The following is a 19,504-nucleotide window of genomic DNA, read 5'->3' as shown; positions in this document are numbered from 1 at the left end:
TAAATAAAAGGTAAACCGTGTACATAGTTTGTTTTATTTTTTAACTTTCCTTTCCTTTCTTTTTATTTTAGCTGTTTTAAAGCTGTTGTTTAGTCTTTATTATCTATTTGTGACGATTTATTTGGGTTTTTTTAGGTTGTCTGGTTTATCTCAAATTAAATAATAGGGTAAACCGTTTCCATTTTGGTCTGTTTGTGTTTATACTTGCGGTGTTGTTAAATTAATGTTTACTAATTCGGTGTCTTAATATGTGTCAATTCAACAAAACAATTATTGCAAGCAGCGTTATATGTGCTGTTAGTTTGTCATTTCCAGCGATTGCGGCTCAAAATGAGTTAAACCAATCTGAAGTGATACATGTGAGTGGTGTCAGAGCATCACTAAAAGATTCGGTTGATGCTAAAAAAGCCGCAGCAAATATTATCGATGGGGTATCTGCAGAGGATATTGGGCAGTTGCCGGATGTTTCTATTGCAGATTCAATTCGACGCATTGTTGGGGTTAATTTTAGCACCCAAAATGGTGAACCTGCATTTGCTTCAGTACGAGGGTTAGGACCTGATTTAACGTTAACCACCTTAAATGGTCGGGTTTTATCAACAACCGATCAGGCCAGTCGAAGAGTGGCTTTAGGCAGGCTACCTTCTGAACTGGTTCGTCGAGTCTATATTGCAAAATCGCCTATGGCTAAATCTATAGAGGGCGGTGTTGCAGGTACGATTGGGTTAGAAACCATTCGTCCGCTTGATAGACAAAAACAAGTAATCAGTGGCGTTTTTCGTGGATTGTATAATGAAAATGCGAGCGATATTGATACCATGGATGAATACGGTTGGAGAGGCACGATTAATTATGTTGATCAATTTATGGACGGCCGACTGGGTATTGCATTAGGTTGGGCTGGGTTAAGTGAAGACTCGCCAACTTATGAAGGAAAAACCGGTATTTTATTAAATCGTAATGGAGACAGTAGCCGCTCCGATTTTAACAATGATGGCATTCGAGATGTGACCGTTGGTGCTGTTAGTAACGATGTGGTTGAACGTTCAACTGAACGTGACAGTGTATTGGCGGTTGTGCAGTATATTGCTAATGACAATTTAGATTTGTTATTAGATGTTTCTTGGATTAAACAAGATTCTTTAAATGAAAATAATCGGCTAATTTATGAAGTTTTACCTGCGCCTGCAAATAATGCGACCACCGCAGATGATGCTTATGTCGATCCTAATACGAATGTAATCATGTCTATTGAGGAAGGTAAAGCAAATAGCTTAATCGGACTTAACCCTAATAATAATTTGGATGAAACCGTTAATGTTGGCTTTACGGCAAATTATATAGAAGATGATTTTGAAGTTAAGTTTGATTTAAGTCATTCAAAATCAAGTCGTGATCGATTAAATAAAACCTTTAATATTGGTGCCAATGCTGGGGTTGGTGGCGCGGCCATTCAACGACCTTTGTCGTTTTCACTACTTAACCCAGAACAAATTTATTTAGTGCCAGACGCTTCACTCGCAACGCCCGAAAATTGGGCTTTACGCAATATGCTAGATATGAAGCAATTTTCTGAAGATAGGGTTAATTCAGCTTCTGTTGATGTTAAGTCATATGCTTATTCTGGTGATTTTATCGACACTATTGAAGCTGGTGTTCGTTTTGAAAGCCGCCAAGTAGACAGAGATAATGACAGGAATAACTATAAATTTAATCAAGGTAACCCGCCACCAAACTGGCCAGACTTGAGTGCAGACTATTTAGAGCGAGAACAGTTTGCCTATAAAAAGTTATGGGAAACCGTTGGTGGTGTTGAGCAAAGTGCGACATTTCCGCATTTTGATCAAAACAAGCTATATGGTTTAGTGATGCAAGCGGTTGATGGTGACATTGACAATAATGTTTTTGTTGATGGTGAAGAACTTAATTTTGATTACACGCGTTCACACAAAATAACGGAAGACTCACTTGCAGCGTATGTTCAACTTAATTATGACACTTATGTCGCTGATATGCCTTTACGAGGCAACTTTGGGGTGAGAGTTGTCAATACAAAACTTGATTCGCAAGGCTTTAGTAACGATCTTAGCAAAATTATGTTGTCTGAAAATGCAGATGAAGACGGCAAGTTTGATGTTATTTTTGATAATGCTGATATTGAAAACATACAAACTATTAATGCAAGTTATGATTATACAAATGTATTGCCTGCGTTTAATGCTAGTTTGGAAGTGACACCGAGTTTTATAGCAAGAGCGGCATTGGCAAAAACAATATCTCGTCCAGTGTTTGAGGATATTACCCCTGGTTCATTTGTTGCAACCAGTGGCAATGCAATCGAAACGATAAAAGTGAACGCTGGAAGCCCTCAATTAGAGCCTTTTACAGCAGATCAGGCTGATATTGCGTTTGAATGGTATCCCAAGCAAGACTTATCTTTCGCTGCCACTTTTTATTATAAGCACTTAGAAGCTTATTTAACTCAAACTCAAGAATTAACGGAATTTAGCCAAAATGGTTTAACGATTCCGATGGAAATTACACGCTTAGTGAATGAAGACAAAGCAAGGTATTTTAAAGGACTTGAGTTGTCGTACAACCAAATTTTCAGTTTTTTACCTGAACCATTTGATGGGTTTGGTGTGCAGGCCAATGCAACATTTAATGATACAAATGCAACTGAACAAGGGGCTGGCATTGCTGGGGCGCCAGTGACTGTGGATGCTAACGAAGTATCAGACGAAGTTTATAATTTAATTGGTTTTTATGAAAAAGGGCCAGTTTCTGTTCGCTTAGCTTGGCAATATCAAAGCCCATATACTCGGGTTGATGACTTTAATAGTTCCTATCAGACACAAGATGATGGTCAATTGGATATGACGTTTGGTTATACCATTAATAAACATGTTAAATTAATTGGTAGTGTTTTAAACCTAACAGATGAGCACATTCGACGCTATCGCTTTGATGACAGAAACTTACAAAATGATCAAGTGACAGAACGGTTAACTTTTACCGGTAGAAAAGTGTCATTGGGTGTCAGAGTTTCTTTGTAAAAATCATTAAAAGCAGAAATAAATGATTCGTTTATTTCTGCTTCTTAATGGGGAATTAGTTATGTTTTTAAAGACGCTCTTTTTATGTTGTGCCTGTTTCTCTTTTGTTGGAGTTGTTAATGCACAAACATTAAATTTAAGAGCCAATTTTTTATTGGATCAAAACCAAAAGAAAATTCCGGCATATGATGCGGCAATGGAGCGTATTGGTAGTGAATTCTATTTAATTGGCACTGGCACTAAAGGGAATTTGTGGTCATCTGATAACCTAACTGATTGGCAGCAGCATGCCCAAATGTTAACCATGAAAGGGGCGCCAGAGTGGACATTAGATCCAAAGTTTAATTTTATTAAAAGCAAAGGGTTCAGCACTGAAACTTATCCTAGATTTGGAGCTGGTGGATTATTTCATTGGAATGGATTCGTTTTTTATGCATTTAACGGAGTTGGACAAAGCTATGCTAGTATTGACGATGTTAAGCTAGGCAAAAAGAATGCGTTTTATCATGCAAGCACAGAGCTCCCGCATAGCAGAGGTATTGATCCTGAATATTACATAGATCGTACAGGGCAGCTTTATTATATCCGTAAAGTCAATGCATTAGAACCAAACCCAATAGAGGTAAATCAGCCTTATGAGGGGCCTGCCATTTTAATGGCCAAAGCGGATTCTCCACTGCAATCTGAAGCCGAGATTAAAGCCAAAGGCCAAGAGAATTTAAAACTCGCGATTTGGGGTGAGCCGGGGGAACACTTTTTTTACGATAAGAAGAATTTTGAAGGGCCTAAAGCCTTTTATGCTCGAGACAAAAATTATTTATTTTTTGTTGGCAATGTCATGTCTGCCAGAATTGGGCAGTATCAAATAGGCGTCGCCATTGCAGATAAGGTAACTGATTTTAATAACAGGACCAAATTGCCTACTCCTTTAATCGGCCGAAATTTTGAACGACAACTGATCGATTGGAAACCTATTTTCCCAACATCTGAACATGGCGCCGGAATAAAACAAGCAAGCTTTAAGCAGCCGAAAGTCGATGATTTGGGGGTTAAATGGACAAATGTGAATTATCGTTTGGATAAAGATTGGCAAGCCTTATATGGCGGGTTAGGTTTTCCATTACAGGACAGAAGAGTTGATATCCGGGGGCTGCATACCAATTGGGGTAATAAAGCAAATACCGTTTATATGCGTAAATTATTTACACTGGATCAGCTAGATGAATTAGCAGTGCTACGTTATCGTTATGAAGGAAAAGGTGAGATAAAGGTGAATGGGCATACGATTATTGATAAACATAATCAGCGGATGAACTCGTATGCCAATATGACTTTAGATAAACAATATCTGAATAAAGGACAAAATGTGATTACGGCCGAAATATCAAAAAAACAAAATGGCTTTAATTTTGTTGATTTTGGTCTGTATATGACAGAACAAGCAATTCAAGATGACATTACAGGATTTTCTCAACCTAATATTTTTCGAGGGTTAAATGGCTTTGAATATTGGTTATCTGGCAAAGCATTTTACAATGGCGAAAGTGGGCAAGGGCTTGAGCGAGTCTACTTTTTTGATGATAGAGTTGAGGTTTCTCCTGCAACAGGTACTCAATCAAAGAATCTACCTTTAGCTCATACAATGCCTTATGTGTTAGATAGATTTACAAAGGCAAGCTTACCAGCACATTGGCAAAGCCCAACTGCTTATCAAATAAATCGAGCCGCGTTGCAATTATTGCCAAACAAGCCATTACTAATTTCTCAAAATATAGCGCATCATGCTCATTATTATCTCCATGTAGGGATCCGTTTTTCTGAGCAAAGCCCTGATACCGCTAAAATTTTAGTTTGGTATCAAGATGAGCAAAATTATTTACAAGCCTCATTATCGAAGCAGTCGCATGAACTCATTATTGAACGAGTTAAGTATGGTAAAAAGATTGAAGTGAAAAAAGTCCCCTTACCAAAGGCGTTTGAATTTATGTCAAGTGAAAGCCCATTGACTCAATTCGAGAATCAGCTTCACTTCATTGAGTTTTATAAAAATGAAAATGAGGTACGTGTAAAATTAAATCAATTTTGGTTAAACCAATCTGAACCTATTCAATTTGAGTCAATTAACTCTGCTGGTACAGTGGGTTTGTTAAGTGCTTCGGCGGATAATGAGTTTGATGACTTTATTTTTAATCCAGGGTTTGAAGATTGGGATCAGCATATTAAAGGATGGCATATTCAAGATCAGCAAACTCAGTTACAAATCCAGCCACAAGGGATGAAATTAATGGGGCGGGCTTTAAAAGGAGATGCACTGCTGAGCATTGAAGCTAATTTGCAAGCGACTCAAGCTGAGCTAAATAGCCAAGCTGAATTTGGTTTGAATTTACATTATGCGGATAAGAGTGAATTAAAAATAGGTGCAAATTTAGCCGATAAATTATGGTTTGCCCGTTTTGCTGATTCAGCCGAACCAGCGCAAGTGTTAGCTTCAGCAAGCTTAGTACACCAAAATTATTTAGCTTTTGAACATAGTGGTAAAACTCAACAAGAATACCTTTATGACTTTTCTCATCCGGTCAAGTTAAACCGCTTTAATGTATTGTGGAATCAAGATAATAATCGCTTTTTGAATACAAAATTCAAATTGCCAAAAAAAGGTGATATTAGCGCTCAAATTTGGACTGACGACGGCTTTAAACCCATTACATTAAATGCCCAAAGCGAGGCTGTAACAGGGCAATATCAAACTTATCAACTTAAATCACCAGTGATAACAAGCAAATTGAAAATTATTTCAAAATCGGAAAATAACCGACCTTTTGCATTTTATTCTGAGCATTTAGCACAAGCTCGAAACAGCATTCGCATGGTAAGAGATAGCGGCAAAATTTTAGTTTGGGTTAATCAAAAATTAGTGATGAACTTTACAGATCCAAAGCCAAAGCAAAAGGTGAAGTTAGGCTTATTTAGTAAAGAGAGCTCAACCTATTTTAATGATATTAATGTATTTTCAAGGGGAGTAAATAATGAGTTTTAAACAAGCATTGTGCTTAATTTCAGGGTTAATAACGGCTCAGCTTGCATATGCGCAACCTGTTACTTTAGCTGATCCAACAGTTTGGTTGGAGGGGGATAAGTATTATATGTTGGGAACTGAAGCCCCACCTCAGCAAGGCTTTCCTGTGTTTGAATCTGATAATTTAAAAAGTTGGAAGTCCGTATCTGGTGCTAAGCCAGGTTATGCGTTGTTTAAAGGTGAGCAGACTTTTGGCGAGAGAGGCTTTTGGGCGCCCCAAGTATTTAAGCACAACCATCAGTATTTTCTTGCTTACACCGCAAATGAAAGAATTGCCATTGCTCAATCTAATTCAGCAAAAGGGCCTTTTACTCGGCCTCAGTTAGGTGCTTTTGAACCGGACAAAAGGCAAATTGACCCATTCGTTTTTTTTGATGATGACGGCAAAGTGTATTTGTTTCATGTGCGTTTAAATAAAGGTAATCATATATATGTTGCTGAAATGAAAAGTGATTTATCAAGCATTAAAGCTAATACATTAACCCATTGCCTGAGCCCACAGAAAAAAACATGGGAAATGTCTGGTGTTTTTAAAAACCGAATTCCGACAGTGGCAGAAGGTCCCACAGTTATTAAGCATAAAGATAATTACTATTTACTTTACTCGGCTAACCACTTTATGGCTGATGAATATGCAGTGGGATATGCAACAGCCAAGAGCCCTATGGGACCGTGGACGCGTTATCAAGGCAACCCCATTCTGAGTCAAGCTAATATTGGCTTAGATGGTACGGGTCATGGTGATGTTTTCACTGGAAAAGATAACAAAATTTATTATGTTTTTCATGCACATGCCAATGAAAACCAAGTCCACCCACGTAAAACGATGATAGTAGAGCTGGAATTTGTAGCCGCGGATGATGGTATTGATCAACTCAGAGTAAAGCCGTCGAGTTTGATTCAGACGGAAATAGCAAATTAATTTTTACCAGTATGACAACCAAAAGTTATAATTGAGGAAATATAGATGTTTAATTTTAAACTTAAAAGCATTCTGACATGCGCCTTACCTGCATTAGGATTAATGGCCTGTGCCGACAATTCTCCAGCGGATATGGTCACGGCTGAAACGGTCGATAAAAAACCAAATGTAGTCATTTTTTATGTTGATGATTTAGGTTACGGTGATTTAAGTAGCTATGGTGCGACACAAGTTAATACACCTAATGTAGATGCGTTGGCGCAAGAAGGGATCCGTTATACCGATGCGCATAGTTCGGCTGCAACCTGTACCCCATCTCGATACTCTATGTTAACTGGGCAATATGCATTTAGACGTGAAGCTGCCATTTTACCAGGTGATGCACCATTGATTATTGATCATACTAAACCAACGTTACCTAAAATGTTTAAAAGAGCAGGTTATAAAACTGCAGTAGTAGGTAAATGGCATTTAGGCTTAGGAGATGGTTTTGTTGATTGGAATAAGCCTGTTAAACCCGGCCCAATTGAACTCGGTTTTGATTATAGCTTCTTAATTCCAGCTACGGGCGACAGGGTACCTACCGTTTATCTAGAGAATCATGATGTGGTGGGGTTGGATCCCAATGATCCAATTGAAGTCAGCTATGAAAAGCGTATTGGCGAGCGACCTGTGGGTACAGAGCGTCCTGACTTATTAAAAATGCAAGCTGATTTACAGCACAGTCGAACTATTGTTAATGGTATTAGCCGTATTGGTTGGATGAAAGGCGGCAAATCTGCAGAATGGAAAGATGAAGATTTTCCATTTGTATTTACGGACAAAGCTAAGCAATTTATTCGAGAGAATAAAGAGCAACCTTTTATGTTGTTTTTTCCGTTTAATGATATTCACGTACCAAGAGCACCACACGATATGTTTGTTGGAAAAACGTCAATGGGTCGACGTGGGGATGCAATTGTTCAAATGGACTGGATGACTGGTCAAATTGTACAAGAACTTAAAGCACAAGGTTTGTATGAAAATACCTTAATTATTTTCTCAAGTGATAATGGCCCTGTTTTGGATGATGGTTATGCTGACGGTGCAGTGGAAATGATAGGTGATCATGATCCTGCAGCTGGCTTCCGGGGTGGTAAATATAGTGCTTATGAAGCAGGCACTCGTGTACCTATGATTGTTACTTACCCGAATGGTTTAAAAAATCCTGGAGAGAGTGATGCTTTAATCAGTCAAATTGATATTTATCGTTCTATGGCGGAGTTAATTGGACTCGATTTGCCAGCTGATGAAGCATTTGACAGCCGTAATATTTTACCTGCTTTTTTAGACGCTAATGCAAAAGGTCGAGACTACATGTTGGAGGAATCATTTACGCTTTCTATCAGAGAAGGGAACTGGAAGTATATTGCCCCGTTTACTGGTGATACGCCAGACTGGCTAGCAAATAAAACAGTAGAAACCGGTATTTCTGATACAGCTGAACTTTATGATTTATCAACAGATTGGCAAGAACAAAATAATGTGATTGAACAAAACCCTGAAATCGCAAAACGTTTAGCCGATAAGATAACCGAAATTGTCAATAAAAAATAACCAATCGGTTTATTTTTCTATTTAAGTGCGGTCGTTAGTTAGGCCGCTTTTTATTTTAAAAGCATTAGATAAGCACCACTTTCTCTTAGATAAAATAAAGAACAAAGTACTTACAAAAATAAGGGAAACCGTTTGCGTTAAGTGTGTTAGTTGTATATAGTTTGTAATAGTTTTGTTTGTATTTGTGCTTAATAAGAGTAATTGTTATGAATAATAATATGAGTTTTAAAAAGGTTTTTTTACTACCTTGCATCATGTCTCTTTCTATTTTAGCTGCTTGTAGCGATGAAGTGGAAACAAAAGATAGCTCTAAACAAAATATGGAGCAGGATATTACACCAGAGTTTTTTATTTTAACATCTAAAGAAAATGTTGAGCCTAAGGATATCGTTTCCATTGGGTCGTTTGTCGTTGAAGGAATAGAAAACGAAGTTAAGGTTACAGCCAGCGGTAAATTAGAGTTTTCAGTCGCTGGAGATGATTTTTCTAACACGGCCAGAATGGTGCGGAATGGGCAGACGATAACTGCCAGAATGCTCGCTTCTGATGAATATGCAACAAGGGTCACTGGGGTATTAACCTTAGGGGATTACCAAGCCAGTTCAAGTGTCACCACTAAATTATCTCCTACAGCTAAAATGCCTGATGCATTTAGTTTTGCATCAAAAAATTTGACTGAATTTTCGGCAGAGCAAATCATATTATCGGATACAGTGACAGTTACGGGTTTGACAAATGCGTTACCTATTTCAGTCAGTGGTGGCGAGTTTAGATTAAATGACCAGCCCCTGAGCAATTTAGACGGTTTGTCTATTAGCAATAACGACAGCTTAACCCTCGCAGTGAGTGGTTTGAATCAAATTGGCGACACCGCAACAGCAACCGTTACAGTGGGTGAATTTGAAACCAGCTTTACCGCAACCGCAATGGCTGATGTTACTCCTGACGATTTTGTTTTTACCCCTGTTGCGGGCGCAAAAAAATCAGTTTGGGTTGAATCTGAAGTGGTGACAATTTCTGGTTTAAATACGCAAGCTGATGTGAAAATCGAAAATGGTGAATTCAGTATTGATGATGCGGACTATACTAATACCGCAAGGCAAGTCGAAAATGGTCAACGTATTAAAGTCCGAGTGATGAGTAGTGCACAAGCGGGTGAAATTGAAACTGCCAATTTGACAATAGGGGATGTGACTAAAACTTTTGAGGTAACAACCAAAGCGGATACGGCGCAGCCGACAACGGGCATTTTATTTCCGCCTAAAGTGGGCTTTAGTTCTGGTGATTCAATCACTGTGCGTGCATCGGCCGAAGCGCTTGAAGCGGGCGCTGATATTCAGAGCGTGAAAATTATCGTTAAAGACATCAATGGTAATTTGTTAAACGAACAAGCAGCGAGTTTATTGTCAGACGGCTCTTGGGGCGCATCTGTCAGTTTAACTGCTGGTGAAAATTTAATTTACGCCACGGCAACCGACACACTTGATGTGACTAACGAAGCCAACCCGAGTTTAGCCTCAGTGCAAATTAGAAAAGGCGATGCGGCTGATCCCTACCCTGCAGCAAACGGCGTGGATGGCAATAATATAATGTTTATTACCACAGCGGTTGATATAGACGAACAAACAAATCAGTTGTTTGTTACCCACCGTGGTGCCAACGGTGCAATTAATCGAGGTGTGATTAAAGTTGACCTAGCCACAGGTACTCGCAGTTTATTCGCAGGCCAATTTGGAGGCAACAGCAATACTTGGAACCACTCTCGCGGTATTTTTGTTGATAAAGGTTTTGTCTACCCATCCGCTTGGCAAACCGACAAAATTTACAAAATTCCAGTAGACCATAGCGATAGTACAACTGCGTTAGGACCAGATTTTGAGTGGGTAAATACGGGAATTGAAACGGGCTTAAATCTAACCACTCAAGAACTTTCATTGGATACTGACAGCAATCGTGTCTTACTGCCAACGAAAGATCAAAAACGTATTTTTGAAATTGATTTAACCAGTGGTGCAGTTGCGCAATTGAGCGAAGATGATATTGGATTTCAACCTGAGCAGGCTGTTTTGATTCCAGCAAAGGGGGGGCGGGCTGCCTTTTTTGTGATTTTACCTAGCTGGGCGAATGAGATTGATGATTTATTCAGCATGGATTATAGCGGTGGAGCCGTCTCGCAATGGCTCGCAAACCCAGATGCAGCGCCTGTTTTTGTACAGCCTGCGGTTGCTGGATATGACGCGAAGCGAGATCAATTAATTGTAATTGACTATACCAGCAAAAACCCAGCTTCAACCATTCCTGATGTGGTGTATAGCGTCTCTTTAGACGGTAATCAAACCATAACAGAACTCTCAAACGACGGTGCCAATACCTTATTACGGGGTGATGGTATGGTGGTTCCTTCACACAGTGAATATGCATTTGTTACAGACACCGGCTTAAAAGGCCCAGATGGACAAAACCTAGGCGGCGTACTCGCAATTGACTTGCAAACTGGCGAAAGAGTTTTTGTCACCAAAGAATAATCTAGATACCTGAGGTGTGATTAATCACACTTCTAAGGGGACTTTATGAAAATATTAAATAAAAAATTTGCATTAAACGGTTTAGCTTTTGGTGTATTAGCCGCGTTAAATACACCATCTTTTGCTGCTGAACCAAATGACAATGAAATCAACGAAGAAGTGGAAACGATTAAAGTAACCGGGGTTAGAGCTTCGGTGCATGAATCTATTCTTCGAAAGCGAGCGGCGGCCAATATTATCGACGGGATTAGTGCAGAGGATATCGGCCAGTTGCCAGATGTTTCAATTGCCGATTCAATTAGCCGTATTGCTGGTATTACCGTGCAAACTTCTGAAGGCGGGCAAGCTGATACTGCATCAATTCGGGGTTTAGGCCCAGATCTGACATTAACGACATTAAATGGCCGTGTACTAACTACAACGAATCAGGGTTCACGCCGTGTTGCATTAGGACGCTTACCCTCAGAGCTTATCAATCGGGTTCAGGTTGCTAAAACGCCTCAAGCTAAAATGATTGAAGGGGGCGTTGCCGGTACGATTGAAATGGAGACCATTCGTCCGTTAGATCGTAAAAAATCGACAGTTACAGGCGTATTTAGAGCCTTGGGTAATAGCAACGCATCAGAGGTTGACACTCAAGATGATGTTGGCTGGCGTGGTTCACTCAGTTACATCGATCAATTAATGGACAATAAATTAGGTGTTGCGGTTGGCTGGGCTGCTTTAAATCAAGATATACCAACTTACCGTGTGAGAGGCGCTAATGTTCAAGCTCGTTCAGGTCTCGGTGGTCAAAGAGGTTATAGCGAAGATAAAATTTTAAACTTTGATTATATTCGTAACGATATTGATCAAAATAACATTTTAGAAGTTTTGCCTAATGCACTTAGTTACGACACGCTTGAGCAAAATATAGACCGCAATGCTGTGATGGGGGTGATTGAGTATAGACCTAACGAAGATACTAAGCTGATCTTTGATGCTGCTTATATTAAACAAGATACTTTTACCAAAAATAACCGATTAGTTGTCTCTAATTTAGGGGTTTATAATTTAGGCCCTGAAACATCTGCACATGCGATGGTGGATTCCCAAACCAATAATTTATTGGGAATGACACTGGGCCGTTCTTTAATTACCAATTTTGTAAATCCGAATTTAAATCAGGATGAAACAATTAATTTAGGTCTGACCGGTGAATGGTTTAAAGAAGACTGGAAATTTTCAGGTGATTTAAGCTATTCATGGTCAGGTCGAGACAGAACCAATCCAACTTTAATTGCGGCGATGCGAACCAACAATGAAATTGGTTATGATCAGGCCATTCAGGATATTCGTGGTGATGTTAACTTCCGGCGCTGGTCTGCTTTTGACATGAGTGAAAAAGGCAATCTGATTTTAGGTTTTGATCCCGGTGTTGAAGACCCAACACAGTGGGGTGTTGAGAGTGTTTTAGATCTGAAAGATAACACCGAAGATAAAATATTATCAGCTCGGTTTGATGCCCAATGGACACTTGACGGTGATCATTTGCGTTCGCTTGAATTTGGTGTTCGCGTGGAAGAGCACAACGCTAAACGCGCCACTAACCGTGATCGATATTTTTATGGTCGAAACGATGAAAATGGTGAGAACGGATTGGAGCCAGGAGAGCGACCACAATTGTCTTCAGACTTTATTGAAACGTCAGATTTCCCTTTTAACAGCTTTTTTGATGTTTTTGGTGACAAGAAACGAGATGGCCAAGCAGTCGCTGCATATAACGGCGACATGATTGCATTGGATTACACCCCCATGTGGCCAATTTGGGATGTAGATACCTTATTAGCTAAAGCAAAAAGTGATGCTAAGACGCCTAATGTGGCCGGTGACTTTTTTGAAAACCAAACTTTGACTTATGACTTGGTAACCAATTTTGATTTAACCGAAAAAAGTTATGCAGCCTATACGCAGGCTAATTTTGAATTTGATTTATTTGACTTTTATGTGACCGGTAATGCAGGCGCTCGTTATGTTTATACTGACGTGACCTCAACAGCGGTTGTACCTGAATTAGATTCTTTAATTGTTATTCCAGGTGGCGGGGAAGAAGGGTTAGAAAACTATATCATTGAGCAAGGTGATACGGACTTAGTCCCAGTGACTAAAACACATTCCTATGCTGAATTATTACCTTCATTGAATCTGAATGTAGAATTAACGAGTGAATGGTATTTGCGTTTAGCTGCAGCGCGTACTTTATCACGTGCCCCTTTTAGTGATTTATCCAGCACACGCTCAGTCAACGTAGGCGCAAATTCGGCAGAAGCTGTGATGATCAAAGAAGGCCAACCCGCGTTGGATCCCTTTACTGCTAATCAGGCTGACTTATCACTTGAGTGGTATCCGAATCAAGATATGTCATTATCGCTTGCTTATTATTATAAAAAAGTGGGCGCTTACTTAACTGAAGCGTTAACTCGTGAAGAGATGGAGTTTGATCGCTCAAGAGATCCAAACAGCACGGATACAACAACTGCACCGGTTGAAATTCGAACGCCTGTCAATGCTGATACGAATTACTGGTTTCAAGGACTGGAGTTTTCATATCGTCATGCTTTTACTTTTTTACCTGCAAATTTCGATGGGTTTGGCGTAGAGGCTAATTGGTCTGTGAATGATACCAATGCAGTGGATGATGCGTTTTCGCCATTGATGACCGGTGAAAGAGATGTAGTAATTGCCCGCGCTGTTAATGTTTCTGAGTATATGGAAAACATCATTTTGTATCATGAGGGTCAATATGGTTCAGTGCGCTTTGCTTGGCAGCGCCAAAGCGCATATAACCGTCGCTTAGCGGGAAACGCAACCGCTGAACAAATCAGACCTGATGGGCAGTTGGATTTAACCGTTAATTTTAAATTAGCTAAAAATGTACGTTTACTGGGTAGTGTTACGAATTTAACTGATTCAAATATTGAAAGTTATCATTTGGATGTTCGCAATCCAAACAACTTACAACTACCAAACGATATTACTAATACGGGTCGTTTTTATAGCGTTGGTATTCGTGCAACTTTTTAAGCAAGAGTTCAAATTTTAAAGGTGAAATATGAAATTATTTAATAAAAAAAGAGACTTAGTGCCTTTTACATTATTGCCTCTGGTGCTTAGTCTAGTTGCATGTAATGAAGGTATTTCAGGAGTTGAAACTGATGATACTGTACCGGAAGATATAACTTTAATTACCAATGGTGGGGTTAGCAGCTATTGTCCGGCACAAACAGTTACAACCGATAAAATTCAAATTAGCGGTGTCAATAAGCCCTTATCTGTTTCTGTAGTTGGAGGAAAGTTTAAAGCGGGTAATTGGGAAGAGAGTGCAGAATTTGTTTCCAGCGGCACTATTGCTCAAGATGACAGTTTAATATTTGAATTAACTGCGCCGGATAGTTATAACCAGAACACCTCCTATTTGGCTACAGTTGGTGGTAAAACCACTTTACTTGAAATTAAAACTCACCCAAATTTAATACCAGATCCCTTTGAGATTAAAGATATTCCATTTCAAGCTGATGCTAACACTCAATATATATCAGAAGCTTTTATTGTAAGTGGTCTTGATGCTGAGGCTGATATCAGAATTGAGAATGGGGCTTATAGTATTAACGATGGCCCATTTTTGACAGATGCGGGAAAAGTAAGTGATGGCGATGAAATTCGGGTACAGGTAACAACTGCACCTGAAGCAGATGCTGAGACAACGGCAACTGTATTTATCGGTACAGAGCAATGTGATGGGGATGTTTTAATCAGTGAAAGCTTTTACGTAAACAATGGTTTGGCAAAACCACAACTCAACTTAGCTTTTCCGCCTAAAACCTCTATGACAACTGGCGATAGTATTTTGGTACGCGGCAGCGCGTCAGATGCTGATGCGAGCTTGTCTGGTGAAATTAACAAAGTTGAAGTAAAAAACACAACAACCGGTCAAACTTATAGTGCACAGAGCACTGACAATTTTACAAGTTGGCAAGTAGAAGTGCCGCTTGAAACGTTAGCTACCCACAGCTTTGAGGTAATTGTAACAGACGCTGATGGACAAACGGCAGATACACCATCTAACTTTAATATAACCCGTGGTAGCGACTCAGATTCATTTCCAGAAGGCAATAATCTATTAGCGTTACCATCTGAAATGGCGATCGATTTAGCCAACGACAGAATATTTGTGATTGACCGAGGGCCACTTGCTAAACGATGGGTGTACCAAATAGACTTAAATACAGCTGAAATAACCCCATTTGTTAGACCACCCGGCTCACAATTTAACAATGGCCGTGGATTAGCAATAAACAATTCCACTTTATATGTATCAAGCTGGCAAGGCTTTAATGAACAAACAGCAATATCGCAATACGATATCACTCAAGGCCCAGTTGCTGATGGTTCTGATGGTAAAGGCGACACATTCGCGCCTTCATCAGGTAATGAAGATTTAGAGGAAATGCTGGTAGACAAAAAACGTGATCGTATTATCACAGTAGACTCCATCGGTCATCCAAATGGTAACCTCGTATACCGCTGGATAAATATGAATGCAGATGTGGCTAGTACAACTGGCGGTCGCTTGCAAAACTTAACCGACTCTTTGAATTTCGCGCCAGAAGGTTTAGCTTTAGTACCTAAAACTGATAATCACGATGAAATGATTTTTGTCTCTCGCCATGCAAACCGTGGAACAACCTCAGCTGCCGAAAGATTATTCAGCTTCAGTATGAAAGATGATGGAAATTCAGTGCGCAGCGCTCAACTTTCGGATTTACAAGCACAGCTTGTGGCGGCGGTTGATGCAAATGATGAAGATGCACAAACAAGGTTAACCAACGATATTCAGAATCTTCAGGCAGAAATTAAGTTTGCAGCTGCCACAGTGCAAGCCAACTCTCCTATTGTTTATTGGAACAACGACACAGCTGAAACTGAGTTAGCCACTATCACGTCAATGGACTTCAACAGTGTTAATGACGAGCTGATTGTTGCTGAATTTGTTGGTACGGATTCGGATGAACAATATGACCGCGTACACGCGATCAGTCTAGATGGTAGTAAAACCTTGCGCATCATTAGCGACTCAAACGATGGTAAAGCTAACCCGATGACCACACGCATCGACCATGTATCGTATTCGCCGCAAATCGGTTATTTATTTGCGACAGACTTTAGTGGTGCGGTATACGCAGTGGATATTGAAACTGGTGCACGTGTTTACTTATCACGCAAAACACAATAATCGGCTATTGAGTGAGACAAATTATGACTAATTTAATTAACAAAAAACAACTAAGAATAGTAGGAAGTGTACTTGCTTTAGCTATTGGCATAAGCGGCTGTATTATCGACGATAACACCCGTAGTCAGACTCGCTTAAAAACTGAGTTACCTGCAGAAAGCACCACGCCCGACTTAAGTAGTATTCAATTTTCTTCTAAAACCGCCCTATTGCCAAATAGCTGGCAAGAATCGGATATGATAAAAATTTTTGGTTTAGGTATTGGTGTACATATACCCATTGAGATTTTTGGAGGTGAATATAGCATTAACGGTGGTCAGTTTACTTCTGCAGCTGGCACAGTGAAAAACCGAGATGAAATAGTTGTGCGCGTAACGTCATCGGCTGAATTTAACCAATCAACTTCAGCACAATTAGCTTTAGGTGATAATGGCGAATACAGCTCTGAGTTTGTGGTGACAACATCAACACAAACTACCTCGGTGAACGCTTTTAACATTGCTGAAAAAACCAAATTAACGCCTTCAACCGATGAAGTACCACAATTTGCTGTATCCGATGCAATTACACCAGAAGGTTTTAACGTCCCTGTTGCGGCGTATGTTGAAAGTGGCATGATATCGATTGATGGTGGTGATTATGTTGCAGCTGACACCATAGTTAAAATTGCGCCAGGGCAAAGTTTACAGGTTAAAACCCCAGAACTTTCCAAAGATATGGGGGCAATAGCCCACGTAGTTGTACACGTAGGTAATCAGCAGGCTATTTTTAGTGCCCGCAACCAAATTGAAGCCTTTTACGGCATTAACTTTAATCAAATTATTGAAGATTACGCCAACGGTGATTTCACCGCTCAAATAGATGGTAAAAATACTGATGTTGTAGCCGCAGTTGATGCGCTCGACTCAAAATGGGTACGAGGTTTTGCTCAACAATTTGATTTAATGGAGTTAGAGCCAAATTCAAATAAACGTTTAAATGCCGAAGCCGACTTAAAAGCTCTAAAAGCATTAAAAGCGCGTGGTCATAAAGTTGCCTTTAATATGAAATGGGATTTTAACACCAATGACCCACAAACGGGCAGAGTTCGTGCTTATCCTGACGGAAACGGCGGTACTAAACCTTTCCCAACTGCGGGCACTGCGGAAATGGATTTATTTTTAGCTCATACCCGTACTATGTTAGAGCACATGTGGGATAGTATAGATTTAATCGTGGTGGGCAACGAACCATTCATTGAAGTACCTGACGAATATCGCCCTGGCGGAAATGCACCGGGTTTAGCTGATTTTTATATAACTATGGCTGAATTTGTGATGGATTATAAAACAGAGCAAAATTCACAAACTCCGGTTTATATAGGAGCATTTAACAACCTGCAACACTCGAATAACTGGCGTAACGAACAAAGCACTAAGTTACTCGAATACGCGCGGGATACAGCTGGTATTGCAGGCGTAGACGTACATATTCACCACTCTACTTACGACGAAATTAAACAAGTGATGGATTATGTAACGCAAGATATTAACTTAGGTAATAAAAACATTATTACCACTGAATTTTCATTTATGCGTAAATGGAAAAACCATACTAAAGATCAGTTAAATGCTAATTTCGCGACTAAATATGGCTATAACAGCGATATGTTAGTGCATGAATATTTGAGCCAATTGATTCAAGTAGATGGTGCAACTAGCAAAGCCCAGTGGGATGATTTTGTTACTATGAATGCTTGGTATGCTGATAACCAAGACTATCTAGATGCGAGCTACAAAGTGTTTAACAGCTATCCTCAATTTGCGGCAGGTTTTTACGCCTTTAGGCAAACCATAGGTACCCAGTTTGACCAAAGCACCGATCCGTGGATCTTAAATGGCATATACGTAAATCGCACAGTTAAATTAACTGATGGTGACAAACTACAACTGAATTACAACTTTCATAACGACTTTAACAAGTTGAGATGTAGTTTTTCAGACCCAGACTGTTAGGTATTAGCTAACAAGTAGCAATAGCACAGTCTGGTGACTGTGCTTACATACAACAGCGAGAAATTCATCATGATGAATAAAAACGTACAAATTTCACGCAGAAATTTTACAAAAGGGGTGTTGGCGTCAAGCTTTGGGTTAGCGGCTTCAGGTGTTTCGTTTCAGGCAACCTCCACAGAAAAAAAATCTGAAAACGGCGCGTTTACAATGAAGTTTGCGCCTCACGTCAATCACTTTAAGAATTTAGCTGGCAACAATATTTTGGATCAAATTCGCTATGCTCACGATATGGGGTTTAGGGCATGGGAAGATAATCGGATGCCAAATCGCTTTGAAAAAGAACAACAGGCGATTGGGGATTTGTTGGCAAAACTGGGTATGGAAATGGGGGTCTTTGTCGCCTATGGCGACTTTAAAAACCCAATTTTCGCAGGTAATCGACTCGATCATTTTGATAAAAGAAGTGTGGATAAGAAACAAGTCAAAGCGATGCTAACTAAGAAGATGGAGCAAGCTGTAGAAATCTCAAAACGCTGTGGAGCCAAGTGGTGCACAATAGTACCTGGCACAATCGACTTAACCTTACCAGTTGAATACCAAACCAAAAACGTGGTTGAAAACTTAAGTTATATGGCGGAAGTTTGTGAAAAGTCTGGCCTTGTTATGGTACTAGAGCCACTTAATTATCAAAACCACCCTAATTGCTTTTTAACACGGATTTCGCAAGCCTATGAAATTTGCAAAATGGTAGACAGCGCCTCATGCAAAATTTTGGATGATTTATATCATCAACAGATAACAGAGGGAAACCTGATTCAAAATATGGCTGATGCGTGGGATGAGATTGCCTATATTCAAATTGGCGATGTACCAGGTCGTAAAGAGCCGGGAACTGGCGAGATTAACTATAATAACATTATGACCTGGTTACACAAACAAGGCTATAACGGCATTATTGGCGCAGAACACGGAATTAAAAATAAAGGGGTAGACGGAGAAAAAGACTTGATTCAGGCATATAGAAGCATAGATGTAACAATAAAAACTCATGGCTAAAAGTGCC

Annotated in this window: 9 protein-coding genes; all 9 read left to right on the top strand. The window is 39.7% G+C overall.

Features of this window, described 5'->3' with window-relative positions; translation table 11 throughout:
- Positions 1 to 248: 248 nt before the first annotated feature.
- The 9 genes from OLW01_RS15985 (at position 249) to OLW01_RS15945 (ending at position 19,497) form a co-directional block, all read left to right on the top strand.
- Positions 249 to 3,056: a TonB-dependent receptor gene (locus OLW01_RS15985; RefSeq protein ID WP_268076556.1), complete on the top strand. Its 2,808-nt coding sequence runs from the start codon at positions 249 to 251 to the stop codon at positions 3,054 to 3,056.
- A gap of 61 nt (positions 3,057 to 3,117) precedes the next feature.
- On the top strand, positions 3,118 to 6,093 hold the full coding sequence (locus OLW01_RS15980; RefSeq protein WP_268076555.1) for a glycoside hydrolase family protein: 2,976 nt from the start codon (positions 3,118 to 3,120) through the stop codon (positions 6,091 to 6,093).
- Positions 6,083 to 7,054 carry a glycoside hydrolase family 43 protein gene (locus OLW01_RS15975; RefSeq protein ID WP_268076554.1) on the top strand — a complete coding sequence of 324 codons (972 nt, stop codon included), beginning with the start codon at positions 6,083 to 6,085 and terminating at the stop codon, positions 7,052 to 7,054. The genes OLW01_RS15980 and OLW01_RS15975 overlap by 11 nt, the downstream gene beginning before the upstream one ends.
- 45 nt (positions 7,055 to 7,099) lie before the next feature.
- On the top strand, positions 7,100 to 8,650 hold the full coding sequence (locus tag OLW01_RS15970) for a sulfatase family protein (RefSeq protein WP_428980199.1): 1,551 nt from the start codon (positions 7,100 to 7,102) through the stop codon (positions 8,648 to 8,650).
- Positions 8,651 to 8,856: 206 nt separating this feature from the next.
- A complete protein-coding gene (locus OLW01_RS15965; protein WP_268076553.1) occupies positions 8,857 to 11,175 on the top strand; it encodes a hypothetical protein in 2,319 nt (772 codons plus the stop codon).
- A 45-nt stretch (positions 11,176 to 11,220) separates the two neighbouring features.
- Positions 11,221 to 14,238, top strand: coding sequence for a TonB-dependent receptor (locus OLW01_RS15960; protein WP_268076552.1), 3,018 nt, complete (start codon positions 11,221 to 11,223; stop codon positions 14,236 to 14,238).
- A gap of 28 nt (positions 14,239 to 14,266) precedes the next feature.
- Entirely contained in the window at positions 14,267 to 16,447 is a 2,181-nt protein-coding gene (locus tag OLW01_RS15955; protein WP_268076551.1) for a hypothetical protein, read from the top strand.
- 23 nt (positions 16,448 to 16,470) lie between these two features.
- Complete coding sequence (locus OLW01_RS15950; RefSeq protein WP_268076550.1) at positions 16,471 to 18,441, top strand: hypothetical protein; 1,971 nt, start codon at positions 16,471 to 16,473, stop codon at positions 18,439 to 18,441.
- 69 nt (positions 18,442 to 18,510) lie between these two features.
- Positions 18,511 to 19,497, top strand: coding sequence for a hydroxypyruvate isomerase family protein (locus OLW01_RS15945; protein WP_268076549.1), 987 nt, complete (start codon positions 18,511 to 18,513; stop codon positions 19,495 to 19,497).
- Positions 19,498 to 19,504 lie beyond the last annotated feature (7 nt).

The organism is Catenovulum adriaticum (assembly GCF_026725475.1).
GTDB lineage: Bacteria > Pseudomonadota > Gammaproteobacteria > Enterobacterales > Alteromonadaceae > Catenovulum > Catenovulum adriaticum.
This window is presented reverse-complemented; position numbering and strand designations above follow the sequence as displayed.